The sequence below is a fragment of the Aestuariibius sp. HNIBRBA575 genome (assembly GCF_040932005.1).
Classification (GTDB): Bacteria; Pseudomonadota; Alphaproteobacteria; order Rhodobacterales; family Rhodobacteraceae; genus CANLNM01.
On the sequence record NZ_CP162414.1, the window covers coordinates 314,760 to 332,500 of the forward strand.

The following is a 17,741-nucleotide window of genomic DNA, read 5'->3' on the forward strand; positions in this document are numbered from 1 at the left end:
AAGGAGAGCTTATGCGCCGTTTCCTATTGTCCACCACATTTGCCCTATTGGGCGGTTCTGTTTGGGCGGAGGACGCGGCGCTGTTGCTGGGCAATGTCGAATACCGCAATTTTGACCGTGTGCCGCGGGCCGGTGGCGTGTTTCTGGCGCGCGATGGCCTAGAGGGGCTGGGTTTCGCGGTAGAGGCATCGCGCAATGGCGGGGCCAATCAGATTGCCCAAAATGTGGCCGGATTCGCGGATCGCGCACAGAATGCTGACCGTTTGGTTGTCGGGCTGGCGGGGCGGTTTGTCACCGACGGCACGCGCACATGGTTGCTGGGATCCGATGCAGAGGATCCCACCCTGTTTGATCTGGGCGCGGATGCGGTTTCAGTGGATGCAATGCTGCGGGTTTTGGCCGAAAAGCCGGGTCATGCGGTGTTGGTGCTGGGCGCGCTGCCTGATGAAGGTCAGCGCATCAGCCCCTATTTGCGATCCGGGATTGGACCGCTGAATGCCCCCAATGGGGTCAGCATTGCCATGGGCACTCCGGGGCAAGTGCATGGGTTTTTGATGCGTGGCTTGGCCCAGCCCGAGGCAGATTTGATCACCGCAGCACTGGATTACGACGTGGAACTCAGCGGGTATGTCCCTGGCGAACTGATCTTTATGCCCGCCGCCGATGAGGTGGACCTGTCCCCCGGTCCGGTCCTGATTGACCCAAATACCGAAGCTGTGGCGTGGCAGGACGCCGAAGCGCTGGATGACGCGGACAGCTATCGCACCTATCTGGGGGCCTATCCGCGGGGGCAATATGCCGACGAGGCGCAATCGCGGCTCGAAGCGATCCTGAGCGAACCCTACCGAGATCAGCGTTTGGCCGAAGAGGCGCTGAACCTGTCACGCGATGCGCGGCGGCAAATTCAACGGCACCTGACCATTTTGGATTACAACACACGCGGCATCGACGGGATTTTTGGGTCCGGCACACGCCGCGCCATGACCAATTGGCAGCAGGAAAACGGCTATCCGCAGACATCCTATTTAACGACCGAACAAATCAACCGGCTGGATGCTCAGGCCGCCCGGCGATCCGCTCAGATCGAAGCCGAGGCCGAAGCCCGGCGTCAGGAATTGGCGCAATTGGATCAGGCCTATTGGAATGAAACCGGTGGACGCGGCGACGCGGCTGGCTATCGCGCCTATCTGGAACGGTATCCCGATGGGAAATACGCCGCCATCGCGCAGGCTGAACTGGATGCAATCGCTCAGCAGGCATTGGCACAGGCCGAAAGCCAGGAACGCGACGCATGGGAACTGATCGCAGAGGCAGACGTCATTTCGGGGTATCGGCAATATCTGGTGGATTACCCTAATGGCAGTTTCGCAGAACAAGCCAATGCCCGGATCACCGAATTAACCCGCCCTGCCGAAGATACCCAAGCCGAAGCGGCTGCGATTGCGGCGGAAAATGAACTGAACCTCAATCCGATCACATTGCGCCTGATCGAGGGACGGTTGGAAGACATTGGACTGGAGCCGGGTCCGGTGGATGGCAGGTTGGACGAAGAAGCGCGTCGCGCCATTCGTCGCTATCAACAGGAACACGATTTGCCGATGACCGGTTATCTAAGTGAGGCCGTTCTGGTGCGTCTGCTGGCGGATGCCGTCAATCAATGACAGCGATAGATATTGTTGATCTGGATTGTTTAGGACCGGATCAGCGCACTCAACTGGCACAGATCATGACGCAGGCTTGGCCGGGATGGTACGGCACCGCTGGGCAGGGCGACGCATCTGCGGATATCGCAGCCCGTGCTGAGGGGGGCGATTTTCCCATTGGGTTGGCAGCGTTGATTGATGGTCGCGCGATCGGCACGGTTGCGTTATCACACCAATCCTTTGGGCAAGAGGCGGGCGAAACCTGTTGGTTAACCGGGCTTGTTGTTGCGCCAGAACATCGCGGGCAGGGGATTGCCGGTCGGTTGGTTGCGGCGGTTGCCGATCTGGCCAAACGGCGCGGCCATGCCAGCATCTGCACCACCACCCAATCGGCACGATCCCTGTTGGAACGTCAGCACTGGCTGCATATTCGGGACGTTGTGGATGACGACCGCGCCATCTGGCACGTCCTATCCAAATCCCTGGCCCCCTAAACAACGATCATCCAAACAGCAAAAAGGCCGCCCGGTTTCCCGTGGCGGCCCTTAAATTCTGATGCTCTCAGGCTTCAGCCCTGACGGGCTTTGAAGCGGCGCTGTGTTTTGTTGATAACGTAAACACGGCCCTTACGGCGCACAATGCGGCAATCGCGGTGGCGCTGCTTGAGCGAGCGGAGCGAGTTGCGAACTTTCATATTCGTCTCTCCTAGTCGCGGCGCGGCGATTGCGCCTTGGTTGCGTTACATCCCGAGTGGCCGGGACAGTGAATTCTCATGGTGGGCGATACAAGGTTCGAACTTGTGACCCCTTCGATGTCAACGAAGTGCTCTACCACTGAGCTAATCGCCCTTACCCGTCGCTATTTCAAGTCCTATAATAAAATAGGACGCGGAATTAACCGCGCCGGGTGTGCGGTCTATAAAAGGAGTCGCAAGGGGGATCAAGGCTTTAAACGCGTGTTTTTTTTGCGCTATGCTTTATCTCAAAGGAGAGACGATGCCAAAGGCCGCCTATCATCTGATTCATCCCGATACCAGATCAACGTCCGTTGTGTTTGCGTCGCCTCATTCTGGGCGTGACTATCCCCAGTCATTTCAGAATACAACGTTGCTATCGCCCTTAGAAATAAGGTCATCTGAGGATGCATATGTCGATAAATTGTTCGACATCGCCCCGCGATTTGGGGCGCCGTTTCTGCGCGCGGGGGCGCCGCGTGCGTTTTTGGACCTAAATCGCGCCTGTGATGAATTGGATCCAGCTGTCATAGAAGACGTGCGGCGTGCGGCACATAATCCACGAATTGCATCTGGATTGGGGGTGATCCCGCGTGTCGTGGCGCAGGGCCGCAGTATTTATCGTGGTAAATTGCCTTTGTCTGTCGCGCGCCACCGTATCGACACCTATTGGCGGCCCTATCATGACATGCTGCAAACCCTGCTGGACCAAAGCCAAACCAGATTCGGAGAAGCCATTCTGATCGATTGCCATTCCATGCCAACCGAAGCGTTGGACAATGCCGTGACCCATAATCGCAAACGCCCCGATATTGTTTTGGGGGACCGATATGGGGCTGCTGCTGCGCCACGGGTGGTGGATCAGGTGGAACAGGCCCTACAAAAGGCCGGGTTGAATGTAGTGCGCAATATGCCGTTTGCGGGGGCTTATATCGCCCAGCATTACGGACGCCCGTCGCGCAAACAGCATGTGATCCAGATCGAAATCGACCGCGCGCTTTATCTTGATGAAAAACATGTGGAACCCAGCCCCGATTTCGAAGCGTTCAAATCGCTGTTGCAGGGGGTCATCGCGGATATTTCATTGATCGGGTCAACGGGCGAACTGCCTTTGGCGGCGGAATAAACGCGCCTTTTGTTGGGTCAAGTGCCGCGCAGACAGCATCGCATCCCATCTATCTAAGCGCACGGCCCTTTTTGATCGCATCTTTGCCAAATCGCGCCCGAATCGCATCGGTGGCCCGTTCGGCCTGGGCCCGTTTGCCCGCATCCGGGTCCAATAGGTCCCCTTCGCGGTCTGCCTCATTTGCGGGGACCAGATTGCTGATCCCGACCCCCAACAAACGATAGGGCCCGTCATCGCCCAGTTGATCAAACAAATCCCGCGCCGTGCGATAGATTTTATCCGCCATCTGGGTCGGGGTGCGCAGACTGTGGCGGCGGGTCAGCGACGTGTGATTGGCGCGTTTCAGTTTTAACGTCACCACCAGCCCGGCAATGTCTTTGGCCTTGGCGCGGCTGGCCACTTTGTCGGCCATGCGCCAGATATGCCCGTCCAGAATGTCCGTGGCGGCGGTGTCTTCGAAAAAAGTCGTTTCGTTCGAAATGCCTTTGACCGGGGTGTGGGATGACACCCGTCGATGATCCTGCCCGCGCGCCAGATGCCATAGCCGTTCCCCCATGCCGCCAAAACGATCCATCAGATCGCGTTTGTCCCAACGACTGAGATCATCAAATGTGCGGATGCCGACCTTTTCCAGACTGGCCTGCGCCGCCGGGCCGATCCCCCAGATCAAACGCACGGGTTTGGGTCCCAGAAAGGCAATAGTTTCTGCCGCGCCGATGACGGAATAGCCGCGGGGTTTGTCCAGATCGGACGCCACTTTGGCCAGAAATTTATTGTGGGACAGGCCGATTGATCCGGTCAGGCCGACCTCGTCCTTCATGCGTTTGATCAACCGCGCCAACATAACCGCTGGGGGGGCGCCGTGCAGCCGTGCTGTGCCGGTGAGGTCCATAAACGCTTCGTCCAAGGATAGCGGTTCGACCACTGGGGTCAGTTCATCCATCAAGGCACGAATAGCGCGGGACGCTTCGACATAGGCGTCCATGCGGGGGCGGACCACCACGGCTTCGGGGCATAGTTTGAGCGCCTGAAACATCGGCATCGCGGATTTTACGCCTTTGATCCGCGCCACATAACAGGCCGTGGACACAACACCGCGTTTGCCACCCCCGATGATCACTGGTTTGCTGGCCAATTCTGGGTTGTCGCGTTTTTCGACGGATGCATAAAACGCATCGCAATCCATATGGGCGATCGACAAATCAAAAAGTTCGGGATGTGTCATCACACGTGGGCTGCGGCATTTCGGGCAGCGGGCGGCCACATCAAATGTGGTCAGGCAATCTCGGCAGAGTGATGGCATGGGACCAGAATAAGCCCTGATCAAAGCCACGTCGAGAGGACCCGGCGCGCAAATGACACGCGCCGGGGGAATTGTTTATCGGGCAGGAACGTACCGTTCCAGAACCACACGCATCAGACCAGAGGCTTCGTTCAGGTCATTCAGGCCCAAAACATAGGTGCCGGGGTTGATTTTAACCGCCAGCAAACTGTCGAGCCCTTCGCCACCGTCATCGTTATAGCCCACTTCGCGGCCCAGATCGTCAAACAGCGTGATCACTGGATCGCCGCCACCGGCACCGATCACTTCGATCAGCATTAGACCGGAATCCTGCACCTCAAAGCTGTACCATGTCGCGATGCCGCCTTGTGTGGTGGAATCCTGACGGGTGCGGGTTGTCACTGTGCCCAGATTGGTCACAGGGTGCGATCCGTCCAAAGGCGGGGAAATTTCGCCATTGTTATATTGGATGCGCAACGCTTCGGCGGGGTCAAATTCCGACACCGACACGGTAACCGGCGCATTTCCATCACTCAGCGCGCTGAGGCTGATGCAGTAATCGCCCGGCTGCAAAGGCTGAGACATGTCGATGCGGCTGTTCAGCCCATCAAAGTCATCATTTTCCGCCAACAAGACGCCATTGCCGTCCAAAATGGTCAAAACCGGGTCGGCGTTTTCGTTTTCCGCCGTCACAGTGATCATCGCAGGCGCGTCCAGCGAGATTGAATAGGCTGGCGTGCTGTTGATGCTGTTGGTTGCGGACAGGCCAGCGGCCAATTGCGCGTTCAGGGATCCCGCGGCCAAAGGCACGGCATTTTCACAGCCAGCCCCAGCTGGGGCACCACCACCGCCAGCGGTGAACCCTGCGGTCAGTGGTTCATGTTCACTGCGTCCGATCCGAACCGTCCCGGTCATTGGCGATCCGTCAAACGACGACATGGCCAGACAGTAATTGCCCGGGCTTAGCGCGGTTTCAATCCGCGAAGAGGTGCCGCCGCCGCCATCATCATCGGTCATGACCGAATTACCGGCATTGTCAAAAAGCTCGATGATGGGATCGCCAGCACCGCGGCCTTCTGCTTCGAGGCGGTAATCACCGTGGTTGGATACCGAAAACAGCGACACATATTGATTGCCCAACAGGACCAGCGCCAGCTGTTCCTGATAATCAGCGGCCGTGGAAATGTCAGAAGCACCGGGTCCTCCTCCGATCCAGATACCGCCTGCGCCGACGCCACCGCAATCCTGCGCGGCTGCGGGCAAAGCGGCACATGCCATAACGGCGCCGGTTGCCCATGCGAGATGTTTCTTGGTCATGGAAATCACCTTGTTCCTTCCTGTCGTAATGAATGCGTAAGACTAGGCCCATCATATACCAGATGGAAAGTGACAAGAGCGTCTCAATGCGGGAAAGTCTGGAAAACCCGTCCTAAATTCGGAGGAACAATGCGATTTGATGGCTGCAAGGTGGCGTTGTTTATCGGGGACGACCTGCTGATCTATCAACGGGACCAAAAACATCGCCTGCGATGGGCCGGTGCGTGGGATTTTCCCGGTGGGGGCCGCGAGGGTCGCGAAACCCCCGAAGAAACGCTGGCCCGTGAGGTCCAGGAAGAGTTCGGATTGGACATGCGCGATGCCCAGATTCTATGGCGCATCGTCAGCCGGGCTGAGCATAATCCATTGGTCAAAGTGCATTTCTTTGTGGCGCAAATGCCTGCCCACCAAGAAGACAACATTGAATTTGGCGACGAAGGCCAGCGCTGGGCGATCCGACCGGCCCGTGATGTGCTGGAAATGGACAATATCGTGCCGTCTTTGCCCAAACGCACGCGACTTTTCTTTGAAAAATCTGGATTGGGTCCCCATATAAGGTTCAGCGAAAGCGAAATGAAGGAGACCGAGGCGCTGATTGGCTGCCCTGCGCCAACCCAAGAAGAAGACCGGTTTCTAGAGCAGTGGCGCTATGACCTGATCCGGGTTTATATCCGTGATATCGGGATCTTAGCGGGCGAAGACGGGTTCGAACCCGCAGGCCTAAGCCGCAAAATATCAAAGCGATTGCCCAAGTTGCACCAACCGCACAAAGATTGGATATTGGAATGGTTGGACGATGTGGTGGACAACATGTGTGTTCAGGGCGAATTGGACGAACAAGAAGGGGTTGTGCCCCGGCGGCTTGTCTTGAATTCGTAACCAGAAAGCGGCATGTCGGCCCCGATGGGCGCAAACCCTTTGGTCGATTAGTAAAAGAGAGTGACAATGAATATTGAAGATCTGATTGGACAGAATTTATTCCTGATTGTTTTGGCAATCTTCATCATCATTACGGTGATGGCAGGTGTGCGGATTGTTCCGCAAAGCCAGAAATTTGTCGTGGAACGGTTTGGCCGCCTGCGCGCGGTGCTTGGACCCGGCATCAATTTTATCATCCCGTTTCTGGATCGCGTGGCGCACAAAGTGTCCGTTCTGGAACGCCAATTGCCCACCATGAGCCAAGACGCAATCACCAGCGACAACGTGTTGGTGCAGGTCGATACGTCGGTGTTTTACCGCATTCTGGAACCTGAACGGACAGTTTACCGGATTCGCGATGTTGATGGCGCGATTGCCACCACAGTGGCCGGGATTGTGCGGGCTGAAATCGGTAAAATGGAATTGGACGAAGTGCAATCCAACCGTGCGCAGTTGATCACACAGATCAAAACGCTGGTCGAAAGCGCTGTGGATGATTGGGGGATCGAAGTGACCCGTGCCGAGATTCTGGATGTGAATCTGGATCAGGCAACCCGCGATGCGATGCTGCAACAGCTGAACGCTGAACGGGCCCGTCGCGCCCAAGTGACCGAAGCCGAAGGGAAACGCCGTGCGGTTGAACTGGCGGCGGATGCGGATCTGTATGCGGCTCAAAAAACCGCCGAAGCACGCCGTGTGTCTGCGGATGCCGAAGCCTATGCAACCGGTGTCGTGGCCAAGGCGATTGCCGAAAACGGTCTGGAAGCCGCGCAATATCAGGTGGCCCTGAAGCAGGTCGAAGCCCTGAATAAGCTGGGCGAAAGCGAAGGCAGCTCAACCATTTTGGTCCCCGCCAATGCGCTAGAGGCGTTTGGTGATGCGTTCAAAATGTTGAAAGGTCGCTGATCATGGAGCTTTGGCAAGAATGGTGGACATGGATGGTGGCCGGGCTGGTGCTGGGCATCCTAGAAGTGCTGGCACCGGGCTATATCTTTCTCGGCTTTGCAGCCGGGGCCGTCGGTGTGGGCATTCTGACGATGTTTGGGCTGAGCGGTGTTAGCTTTCCCATGGTTCTGGTGATTTTTGCGGTGTTTTCATTGCTGTCATTTTTGCTGCTGCGCCGATTTTTAAGCGGCTCAACGACGGATGTGAAAATCGTCAAAGACGACATCAACGACTAAAGAAAAAGGCCGGTTGGGTCTACCAACCGGCCAACTCTGCTTACCGCCACGAGGGTTATCGTGGGTACTGTCCAACCCTCACATTTCTGGCCCGTTTGCTTAAGGGGAAAGCGGCCGAACTTTTCCCAGAATTAATGGTTACGTCGAGTCGCTTGGGCAGAGCTTAATTCAGCCAGAATCGATTCTGTTGCAGCGCGCGGATCGGCGGCCTTCCAAATGGGACGTCCCACAACCACATGATCGGCCCCGTTGGCGATCGCATCCGCTGGGGTTGTGACCCGTTTCTGATCCCCCAGATCGGCCCCAGCTGGACGCACGCCGGGGGTGACGATCAGCTTGCCCTCTGCCTCGGGCAGGGCGCGGATCAATGCGGCCTCTTGCGGTGAGGCGATCACGCCATCCGCCCCGTTGGACAGGGCCAAACCAGCGCGTTCCTGCACCAGATCAGTGATGTCGCCGGGTTTGATCAGGCCCGCATCCAGATCCGAGCGATCCAGCGAAGTCAGGATGGTGACCGCCAAAATCTTGGTGTCCGCATCGCCTTTGCCTTCGGCGGCGGCACGCACAACATGCGGATCCCCATGCACTGTTAGGAAATCCAGATTGAACTGCGCCAATCCGCGCACGGCGTTTTCGACCGTTGCGCCAATATCAAACAGCTTCATATCCAGAAAAATGCGTTTGCCGCGCTCTTGCTTTAGCTCATTTGCCAGCGCAAGCCCGCCCGTGGTCAACATGCCCAGCCCGATTTTGTAGAAACTGACGGCATCGCCCAACTTATCCGCGAGCGAAAGCCCCGCCAAAGCATTGGGAACATCCAAGGCAACAATCAAACGGTCATCGGCGGTAGATTGGGACATGTGCGCACTCCTTATATATAGGCGCGTCCTAGCGTCTATGGGGCGGGGGTGCAATCAATCAGGCACAATGAAACGTTAGGATTTGTTGTTGGTTTCCGCCGCGGCGCGATCCGTTTCGCGCATACATTCACGATCATGCGCCGCAAGCAATGCACGGGCTTTTTCGCTGAGGTGATCTGTTGTGGCCTGCGGGGCAGGCGGGGATGAGTTTAACATGGCAGCGCCCCTCTAATTACAGTTTTAGTTTAATCGAAAAGGTTTGATTTAGACAGTCGAAACCTTGGTTAAACCCCTGTCTTTTTTGGCAAGGTTTTGGTTGAAAACACATCCCATGCCCCCCATATTTTAACCGAGGCCCATTAGGGACGTGCCGCAAAGCGGGCGTTTTGTCAGGGCGCTTTAAAAGGAGAAAGCCATGAACTTAGATAAGTTCACTGAGCGGTCACGCGGGTTTGTTCAAGCTGCGCAAACGATCGCTATGCGGGAAAGTCATCAGCGCATGACGCCCGAACATTTATTGAAAGCATTGATGGATGATGATCAGGGGCTGGCGGCCAATCTGATCAATCGCGCAGGCGGGGATGCCGCGCGCGTCAAGCAGGCCATCGATACCGCATTGGATAAAATCCCGGCCGTCACCGGGGATGTGGGTCAGGTATATCTGGACTCTGCCACGGGCAAAGTTCTGGCCGAAGCTGAAAAGCTGGCCCAAAAGGCGGGCGATAGCTTTGTCCCGGTTGAACGGGTTTTGATGGCGTTGGCTTTGGTCAAATCCAAGGCCAAAGACGCGTTGGATGCTGGGCTGGTCACCGCCCAAGGCCTGAACGCGGCGATCAATGACATTCGCAAAGGTCGCACCGCGGATTCCGCCAGCGCCGAGGATGGCTATGACGCACTAAAGAAGTACGCACATGACCTGACAGATGCGGCGCGCCAAGGCAAAATCGACCCCATCATTGGTCGCGACGAAGAAATCCGCCGCGCCATGCAGGTTCTGTCACGTCGCACCAAAAACAATCCGGTTTTGATCGGTGAACCCGGTGTTGGTAAAACCGCCATCGCCGAAGGTTTGGCCCTGCGGATCGTCAATGGCGATGTGCCCGAAAGCCTGCGCAACAAACAATTGTTGGCGCTGGATATGGGCGCGTTGATTGCGGGCGCGAAATACCGTGGTGAATTCGAAGAGCGCCTAAAGGCTGTGCTGAACGAAGTGACGGAGGCTGCGGGTGAAATCATCCTGTTCATCGACGAAATGCACACATTGGTTGGTGCAGGCAAAGCCGACGGCGCGATGGATGCGGCGAACCTGATCAAACCGGCACTGGCGCGCGGGGAATTGCATTGTGTGGGCGCAACCACGTTGGATGAATACCGCAAATACGTCGAAAAAGACGCGGCCTTGGCGCGGCGGTTCCAACCGATTGTGGTCGAAGAGCCCACCGTCGAGGACACGATCAGCATCCTGCGCGGCATTAAGGAAAAGTACGAATTGCACCACGGTGTCCGGATTTCCGACAGCGCCCTGGTGTCTGCGTCTACCCTGAGCCACCGCTATATCACCGACCGGTTTTTGCCAGACAAAGCGATCGATCTGGTGGACGAAGCCGCCAGCCGTTTGCGCATGGAAGTAGACAGCAAACCAGAAGAGCTGGATGCGTTGGACCGGGATATTCTGCAAAAGCAGATCGAAGCCGAAGCCCTGCGCAAAGAAGACGATACCGGGTCCGTGGATCGTCTGGACAAGTTGGAAAAAGAGCTGGCCAATTTGCAGGATCGCAGTGCCGAACTGACCGCCCGCTGGCAGTCAGAACGCGACCGTTTGGAAGGCACGCGTGGGTTAAAGGAACAGCTGGATCGCGCACGTGCTGATCTGGATATCGCCAAACGTGACGGCAATCTCGCCCGCGCGGGCGAGCTGTCTTATGGGATTATTCCGGGGCTGGAAAAACAGCTGGGCGAAGCCGAAGAGGCCGAAGATGACGTGATGGTCGAAGAGGCGGTGCGCCCCGAACAGATCGCCAGCGTGGTTGAACGTTGGACCGGCATTCCGACATCCAAAATGTTGGAAGGCGAGCGGGACAAATTGCTGCGCATGGAAGATGACCTGCACAAACGGGTGATCGGTCAGCAATCTGCGGTGCGGGCTGTGTCCAATGCGGTGCGCCGGGCGCGGGCTGGGTTGAACGACGAAAACCGTCCACTGGGATCGTTTCTGTTCCTTGGGCCAACGGGTGTCGGGAAAACCGAATTGACCAAAGCGGTTGCCGAATTCCTGTTTGACGATGACAGCGCGATGGTGCGGATCGACATGTCCGAATTCATGGAAAAACACGCTGTTGCACGGCTGATCGGCGCGCCTCCGGGTTATGTCGGCTACGAAGAGGGCGGCGTTTTGACCGAAGCGGTGCGGCGCAGGCCCTATCAGGTGGTGCTGTTCGATGAGGTCGAAAAGGCCCATCCAGACGTGTTCAACGTGTTGTTGCAGGTGCTGGATGACGGGGTGCTGACCGATGGTCATGGCCGCAGCGTGGATTTCAAACAGACGTTGATTATCCTGACCAGCAATCTGGGGGCCCAAGCCCTGAGCCAATTGCCAGAAGGCGCGGATGCGGCGGATGCGAAACGGGATGTGATGGATGCGGTGCGCGCCCATTTCCGCCCGGAATTCCTGAACCGGCTGGATGAAACCATCATCTTTGACCGGCTGGCTCGTGTGGACATGGACGGTATCGTCGATATTCAACTGGATCGGTTGGGGCGTCGGTTGGCGTCGCGCAAGATCACGTTGGATTTGGATGATGCGGCGCGTAAATGGCTGGCCGACGAGGGTTATGATCCTGTCTTTGGGGCGCGGCCTTTGAAACGGGTTATTCAGCGGGCCTTGCAGGACCAATTGGCCGAAATGATCCTGGCCGGGGATGTTCTGGATGGGCAAACCGTATCTGTTGAGGCAGGGGCGGATGGCCTGATCGTTGGGGATCGGGTCAGCAGTTCGACCCGGCAGCCACCAGATGATGCCGTGGTTCACTAATAAAAAGGGCGCCCAATGTGGCGCCCTTTTGCGTTGATGTCGTTGGGGTGATCAGAAGAGGAAATCGCCGAGCGCAACATCAGCAATGTTCACCCCTTCGAGGGTCAGGATTTCACCCGTGGCAAAAGAAATCACCATATCCGCCCCGCTATCGGTATAAGTGGCGGTTGGATTCAGCACATCGATGCCAAAATCGGTCAGATCGATCTGGTCCTCACCCGACACAAAATCGGTGATCCGATCGCTGCCGCCCCCCAACTCAAAGACAAACGTATCTGCGTCACTGCCGCCGGTCAGAACGTCGTTGCCCGCATCGCCGTTCAGCGTGTCACTGCCGGAATTCCCGTTCAGCCGGTCATTTTGTCTGCCACCATTCAAGGTGTCATCCCCAGAGCCACCCCAGATCCGGTCGTTGGAATTGCCGCCATCAATGATGTCATTGTCGGCCCCGCCATAGATTTCGTCTTTGCCGGATCCGCCATCGATGACATCTGCGCCGTCATCCCCGTAAATCGTGTCATTGTTGCCGTCGCCGCGGATCGTGTCATCCCCGTCACCACCATGGATCAGATCATGGCCGGTGCCGCCGCGCAGGTCATCATCGCCTTGGCCGCCATAGATTTCATCGCTGGATTTATCGCCCCGGATCAGATCATCGCCGTCATCCCCATAAAGCGTATCCGCGCCGTTGCCACCATTGATGTGATCGTTGTCGTCCCCGCCATAAATCAGGTCATTCCCCGATCCGCCGACCAATTTGTCATTCCCGGCAAATCCGTTGACCACATCATGGCCACCCATGGCGTGGATTTCGTCAGCGTCGCTGGTGCCGGTCAGAATGTCTGCACCACCCGTTGGGCCCGTTGCGACCGGCGCGCTGACAGAAACGGTGTAGTCCAATTCAGCAGCGATGCTTTCGACCGCGAAATAGTAGGTTTCCAACGGGTCGGGCGTGAACGTAATTGACCCCGACGTAGAGCTGATCGTGGTCGTGCCGGATGGGCCTTCTATGATCAGATACAGCGTCAGGCCAAAGGCCAGCAATGGCAGGCCGTCATGGTTGGTCAATGTGATGTCTGTCGGCGCTGTGCCCGTTGGCACCAACGCCACCGCGTCATAGCTGTCTTCTAGTGAAAACGGCGCCAGCGATCCCGTAAAGGTATCCCCGCTGCCAATGGTAAATGGTGTGAAGGCGCGCGATGCAAACGAATCTGCGGCTTCTCCGTCAATTTCATAAAAGTCAGCCATTCATATTTCCCCAGTTTACAGGATCTGACCGTCGCTGGGGGTGGCCCCCAGTTTCAGCACGCCCTGAAAATACCCAGCCCAAATTGAGCGTTAAATAACCGATAGGCTGAACCAGCCCCGCCAAATTCTTTTGTTATTCAGGTAGGTATAGCTGATTCCATTGATTGTGCAAAAACTGTGGCGATATTGTGATGGAATGTGGGCGCAATCCCGATGGTGTCCGTGGATTGATGCGTTATGGTTAACGCTGAGCTGTAAATAAGCAGGACGCGATTATGTTGATCATGAATATTGCCACCGGAACCATCCAATTTTTGGCGCTTGCCTTTATTTTTGTGATTGGCGTTTTGGTCGTAGCGGCGGGGGTATTGTACATTCTTGACCGGCTTCAGGCCCATGATGCGATCCGGCGAAATTACCCGGTGATCGGACGGTTTCGGCACCTGTTTTCCAGTCTTGGGGAATTTTTTCGTCAGTATTTCTTTGCGATGGACCGCGAAGAAATGCCGTTTAACCGCGCCCAACGGGACTGGGTCACACATGCCGGGCAGGGCAGTTCAAACACGGTGGCGTTTGGGTCCACCCGCAGCTTGGCAGTGCCGGGAACGCCGATTTTTGTGAACGCGGCTTTTCCTCCACTGGATGGGCAATTTGCCAAAACCGCACAGATGACGATCGGCCCGACTGCGCGCGCGCCTTATGTGGCGCCGTCGATTTATAACCTGTCGGGCATGTCCTATGGCGCGATATCTAAACCCGCAGTTCAGGCGTTGAGCCGCGGATGTGCCAAGGCCGGGATTTGGATGAATACCGGAGAAGGCGGGCTGAGCCCGTATCATCTGGAAGGGGGCTGTGACATCGTTTTTCAAATCGGCACCGCCAAATATGGTGTGCGCGATAATGATGGTCGGCTGGATGACGATAAACTGCGCGCTGTGGCCGCCCATGATCAGGTCAAAATGATCGAAGTGAAGCTGGCCCAAGGCGCCAAACCCGGCAAGGGCGGCATTTTACCGGGCGAAAAAATCTCGGATGAAATTTCGGCCATCCGTGGTATCAGCAAAGGCCAAGACAGCCTATCGCCCAACCGCCATGCGGAAATCGATGATTGGGGTGATCTGTTGGATTTTGTCGCCCATGTCCGTGATGTGTCTGGTCTGCCCGTCGGGATCAAAACGGTGATGGGCGCCGAAGCTCCGTTCCGAGAGCTGTTCGCGCTGATCAACGCACGCGGGGCCGACAGCGCCCCGGATTTCATCACCTTGGATGGGGGCGAAGGCGGCACCGGTGCATCGCCCATGCCGTTGATGGATCTGGTGGGCGTGTCGATCCGCGAAGCATTGCCCCGGATCAGCGATTTGCGCGACGAATATGGGCTGCATGACCGCATCCGGATTGTGGCCAGCGGTAAATTGGTCAATCCCGGCGATGTGGCCTGGGCCTTATGTGCGGGGGCGGATTTTGTCGCTTCTGCGCGTGGATTTATGTTCAGCCTTGGCTGTATTCAGGCGTTGAAATGCAACAAAAACACCTGTCCGACCGGGATCACCACCCATGATCCCCGATTCCAGCAGGGATTAGTGGTCGAGGATAAATGGCAGCGGGTCGCGCGCTATGCCAAGGCAATCACCAAAGAGGTCGAAACCATCGCCCATTCAGTGGGTGTGACCGAACCACGCCAGATGCGTCGCCGTCATGTGCGGATTGTGCAGCCGGATGGGACGTCGATCCCGCTGAATCAGCTGCAACCGCGTCACGATCAGATCGACATCAACGCATAATTTGGGGCCAATGCGCACAGAACCAACGCCGCCGCGATGGTGGCAAATGTCGCCTCAAATGGCCGCAATTTGGGGTGGCTGTTTAACGCGGTCAGCGCCAAGGCCGCTCCAGCATTGGACACGATCCCAAAGGCAATAACGTTCCACGGCATTCGGCCTGACAAAGCTTCGTATAGGCCAAATCCATAAGCGACGCACAGCGACAGGATCGCGATACTATAAAGCCGGTAAATCAACGGGTTGTCCCCGTATAGCGACATCACATTGTTCAACGCTTTGGTCGGGGCCATCATAAAAGGGCGCACCAACAGCGCCAAAGACAGGCCAATTTTTAGGATCAATAAAAGAGCGAGGAAATTCATGGCTTCACCTGAGTCTTAATTTTGAACTCAGCTAGAAATAGTGTAACTGGGTTCGTATGTCAAACTCAGAATCACTCCGAACCCGCGCCCCTATTGATACAGACACTTGCGGCCTGGCCCGCGCCAGCGAGGTGTTGGGGGATCGATGGGTCCTGCTGATCCTACGCGAGCTGTTTTATAACGTGGGCCGTTTCGAAGATATTCGCGCCGAAATTCCAGTGCCTAAATCGGTATTATCCACGCGACTGGCCCGGTTGATCGAACAGGGATTGGTCGAAAAACGCCCCTACAAACCCGAAGCGGGCCGCGAACGTATGGCCTATCATTTGACAGAGATGGGGCTTGATCTGGCGCATACTTTTTTGGCGTTGCTGGAATGGGGCAATCGGCATTTGGTGGACGGCGTACAAATCGCCGCCAAAGACAAACACAGCAAACGGAAATTGCGCGTCGCGATGATCGACGAAACCACGGGCGCAGAAGCGCCTATATATAATGTGCGCCTGCGTGTGGATGACGACAGTATCCCCGATTGAAGCATTTCCAACGGGAACGTGACACCATGTGTAAGGACTTTCGGTTTATGACGCTTAAGTAAGAGAGAACCGAAAGGAGCCTGAACAATGGCGCATCGCTGGAAAAACGACCTAAGCTGGGACGACGTGACACCCAAATCCCAATGGCTGAACCGCCGTCAGATCATGGCCGGACTGGCTGGGGCTGGGGTGATTGGCGCAACCCGCCCTGCGCTGGCGATGGGACCATGGGCCGATCAGGATCTGGAACCCAACACGTTTGAGGAAATCACCACCTACAACAACTATTATGAATTCGGGACGTCCAAAACCGACCCGGCCCAAAACGCCCATACATTGGATACGTCCAATTGGTCGATCACTGTGGATGGCATGGTGGATGCGCCGGGTGAATATGCCTTGGCCGATCTGATGGCCGATCTGGACATCGAAGAACGCATCTATCGGTTCCGCTGTGTCGAAGCCTGGTCAATGGTTGTGCCTTGGAACGGGGTTGAACTGGCCGATATTCTGGCCAAGGTCGGCGTGCAGGCTGGCGCGAAATATGTGGCCTTTGAAACGGTAGTGCAGCCGGAAAACATGCCGGGCGTGCGCCGTCGGGTTCTGGATTTCCCCTATGTCGAAGGTTTGCGCCTAGACGAAGCTATGCATCCGCTGACGATGATGGCCACCGGCATTTATGGCGAACCGATCCCAAATCAGAACGGCGCGCCGATCCGATTGGTCGTGCCATGGAAATACGGGTTCAAATCGATCAAATCGATTGTGCGGATTACCCTGACGGATCAAGAACCCCCCACCAGCTGGAACGTCGCCAACCCCAACGAATATGGATTCTACAGTAATGTGAACCCGACCGTGGATCACCCCCGCTGGTCCCAAGCCAGCGAACGGGTCATCGGTGGCGGTTTGTTTGCCACCCGTCAGGACACGTTGATGTTCAACGGTTACGAAGAAGACGTCGCCAGCCTTTATGAAGGCATGGACCTGAGCGTGAAGTTTTAAGCCATGATCCAGAGCCTGAATGCCATCCTGCGTCGCATCCCAAATTGGTCCCTGTATATAATGGGGGCCGGCTGGGCCGGATATCTGTTCTATTTGGGTCTGACCGGGGGCCTTGGCGTAGAACCGGTCGAAGCGTTGGAACATCGCTATGGCAAAATCGGGCTGCAATTGTTGATCGCGGGTCTGCTGATCACGCCCTTGCGCAAACATGCGGGCATCAACCTGATCAAACATCGCCGCGCGATTGGCGTGCTGGCGTTTTTCTTTGTGCTGGCGCATTTTCTGGTCTGGGCGGTTCTGGATATCCAGCGGATCGACCGGATCTGGGCGGACATCGTCAAACGTCCCTATGTGACGATCGGGATGGCCAGTTTTTTGATGCTGATCCCATTGGCGATGACATCAAACAACATGTCGCTGCGCAAAATGGGCGGTGCTGCATGGCGCAAGCTGCATAAACTGACCTATCCAGCCGTTGCGCTGGGCGGGTTACATTATGTCTGGCTGGTCAAAGGATTTCAGATTGAACCAATCCTGTATTTGATCGGGATCGCAGCTTTGCTGGCTCTGCGGGTTAAGTTAAAGGTCCCAGCAAAATCGATGGCGTAGCCCATCATTGTTTGAAATCGGGCCCTGATCATATGTGGTACACATAAGGAACAGGGCCGCGCATGGCGAAACCATGCAAAAGGTCGGCGATACCTGACCTGACCAAATC

Annotated in this window: 18 protein-coding genes and 1 tRNA gene; 11 read left to right on the forward strand and 8 right to left on the reverse strand. The window is 56.5% G+C overall.

From position 1 onward, the window contains the following. Window positions 1-11 precede the first annotated feature (11 nt). Complete coding sequence (locus AB1F12_RS01560; RefSeq protein WP_368186086.1) at window positions 12-1,661, forward strand: peptidoglycan-binding protein; 1,650 nt, start codon at window positions 12-14, stop codon at window positions 1,659-1,661. Continuing rightward, window positions 1,658-2,137 (forward strand): GNAT family N-acetyltransferase, encoded by a 480-nt coding sequence (locus AB1F12_RS01565; RefSeq protein WP_368186089.1) that lies wholly within the window; start codon window positions 1,658-1,660, stop codon window positions 2,135-2,137. The genes AB1F12_RS01560 and AB1F12_RS01565 overlap by 4 nt, the downstream gene beginning before the upstream one ends. 74 nt (window positions 2,138-2,211) lie before the next feature. Here the strand turns inward: AB1F12_RS01565 and ykgO are convergent, their stop codons facing one another. After that, window positions 2,212-2,337, reverse strand: a complete 126-nt coding sequence (gene ykgO / locus AB1F12_RS01570) for a type B 50S ribosomal protein L36 (protein ID WP_008231708.1) — start codon at window positions 2,335-2,337, stop codon at window positions 2,212-2,214. Between the two features lie 79 nt (window positions 2,338-2,416). Continuing rightward, window positions 2,417-2,491 (reverse strand) — tRNA-Val (locus AB1F12_RS01575). Between the two features lie 147 nt (window positions 2,492-2,638). Here AB1F12_RS01575 and AB1F12_RS01580 point away from each other — a divergent pair. Beyond that, on the forward strand, window positions 2,639-3,502 hold the full coding sequence (locus AB1F12_RS01580) for an N-formylglutamate amidohydrolase (RefSeq protein ID WP_368186093.1): 864 nt from the start codon (window positions 2,639-2,641) through the stop codon (window positions 3,500-3,502). A 49-nt stretch (window positions 3,503-3,551) separates the two neighbouring features. Here the strand turns inward: AB1F12_RS01580 and AB1F12_RS01585 are convergent, their stop codons facing one another. Together AB1F12_RS01585 and AB1F12_RS01590 are read right to left on the reverse strand one after the other, a co-directional pair. Then, the gene (locus AB1F12_RS01585) at window positions 3,552-4,805 is read right to left on the reverse strand and encodes a DNA polymerase IV (RefSeq protein WP_368186096.1); all 1,254 of its coding nucleotides are present in this window, start codon (window positions 4,803-4,805) and stop codon (window positions 3,552-3,554) included. Window positions 4,806-4,880: 75 nt separating this feature from the next. Then, window positions 4,881-6,101 (reverse strand): DVUA0089 family protein, encoded by a 1,221-nt coding sequence (locus AB1F12_RS01590; RefSeq protein ID WP_368186098.1) that lies wholly within the window; start codon window positions 6,099-6,101, stop codon window positions 4,881-4,883. Between the two features lie 129 nt (window positions 6,102-6,230). On the opposite strand from AB1F12_RS01590, the gene AB1F12_RS01595 reads away from it, so the two are divergent. From AB1F12_RS01595 to AB1F12_RS01605, 3 genes are all read left to right on the forward strand, one after another. Then, complete coding sequence (locus AB1F12_RS01595; RefSeq protein WP_368186100.1) at window positions 6,231-6,980, forward strand: NUDIX domain-containing protein; 750 nt, start codon at window positions 6,231-6,233, stop codon at window positions 6,978-6,980. Window positions 6,981-7,046: 66 nt separating this feature from the next. Continuing rightward, window positions 7,047-7,925: an SPFH domain-containing protein gene (locus AB1F12_RS01600; RefSeq protein ID WP_368186101.1), complete on the forward strand. Its 879-nt coding sequence runs from the start codon at window positions 7,047-7,049 to the stop codon at window positions 7,923-7,925. A gap of 2 nt (window positions 7,926-7,927) precedes the next feature. After that, window positions 7,928-8,200 carry an NfeD family protein gene (locus AB1F12_RS01605; RefSeq protein WP_368186102.1) on the forward strand — a complete coding sequence of 91 codons (273 nt, stop codon included), beginning with the start codon at window positions 7,928-7,930 and terminating at the stop codon, window positions 8,198-8,200. A gap of 131 nt (window positions 8,201-8,331) precedes the next feature. Here AB1F12_RS01605 and pyrF read toward each other — a convergent pair whose 3' ends face one another. Continuing rightward, on the reverse strand, window positions 8,332-9,060 hold the full coding sequence (gene pyrF, locus AB1F12_RS01610) for an orotidine-5'-phosphate decarboxylase (protein ID WP_368186104.1): 729 nt from the start codon (window positions 9,058-9,060) through the stop codon (window positions 8,332-8,334). Between the two features lie 75 nt (window positions 9,061-9,135). Next, entirely contained in the window at window positions 9,136-9,276 is a 141-nt protein-coding gene (locus AB1F12_RS01615) for a hypothetical protein (RefSeq protein ID WP_368186106.1), read from the reverse strand. 199 nt (window positions 9,277-9,475) lie between these two features. On the opposite strand from AB1F12_RS01615, the gene clpB reads away from it, so the two are divergent. After that, complete coding sequence (gene clpB, locus AB1F12_RS01620) at window positions 9,476-12,091, forward strand: ATP-dependent chaperone ClpB (RefSeq protein WP_368186108.1); 2,616 nt, start codon at window positions 9,476-9,478, stop codon at window positions 12,089-12,091. A 51-nt stretch (window positions 12,092-12,142) separates the two neighbouring features. On the opposite strand, the gene AB1F12_RS01625 is transcribed toward clpB, so the two are convergent. Then, on the reverse strand, window positions 12,143-13,339 hold the full coding sequence (locus AB1F12_RS01625) for a calcium-binding protein (protein WP_368186109.1): 1,197 nt from the start codon (window positions 13,337-13,339) through the stop codon (window positions 12,143-12,145). Window positions 13,340-13,614: 275 nt separating this feature from the next. Between AB1F12_RS01625 and AB1F12_RS01630 the strand changes: the two genes are divergently transcribed. Further along, entirely contained in the window at window positions 13,615-15,120 is a 1,506-nt protein-coding gene (locus tag AB1F12_RS01630; RefSeq protein WP_368186110.1) for an FMN-binding glutamate synthase family protein, read from the forward strand. Here the strand turns inward: AB1F12_RS01630 and AB1F12_RS01635 are convergent. Continuing rightward, a complete protein-coding gene (locus AB1F12_RS01635) occupies window positions 15,099-15,482 on the reverse strand; it encodes a hypothetical protein (RefSeq protein ID WP_368186112.1) in 384 nt (127 codons plus the stop codon). The genes AB1F12_RS01630 and AB1F12_RS01635 overlap by 22 nt on opposite strands. Window positions 15,483-15,538: 56 nt before the next feature. Between AB1F12_RS01635 and AB1F12_RS01640 the strand changes: the two genes are divergently transcribed. The 3 genes from AB1F12_RS01640 (at window position 15,539) to msrQ (ending at window position 17,632) form a co-directional block, all read left to right on the forward strand. Continuing rightward, a complete protein-coding gene (locus tag AB1F12_RS01640; protein ID WP_368186113.1) occupies window positions 15,539-16,018 on the forward strand; it encodes a winged helix-turn-helix transcriptional regulator in 480 nt (159 codons plus the stop codon). 87 nt (window positions 16,019-16,105) lie between these two features. Beyond that, the gene (gene msrP, locus AB1F12_RS01645) at window positions 16,106-17,023 is read left to right on the forward strand and encodes a protein-methionine-sulfoxide reductase catalytic subunit MsrP (protein WP_368186115.1); all 918 of its coding nucleotides are present in this window, start codon (window positions 16,106-16,108) and stop codon (window positions 17,021-17,023) included. 3 nt (window positions 17,024-17,026) lie between these two features. Further along, window positions 17,027-17,632: a protein-methionine-sulfoxide reductase heme-binding subunit MsrQ gene (gene msrQ / locus AB1F12_RS01650; protein ID WP_368186116.1), complete on the forward strand. Its 606-nt coding sequence runs from the start codon at window positions 17,027-17,029 to the stop codon at window positions 17,630-17,632. Window positions 17,633-17,741 lie beyond the last annotated feature (109 nt).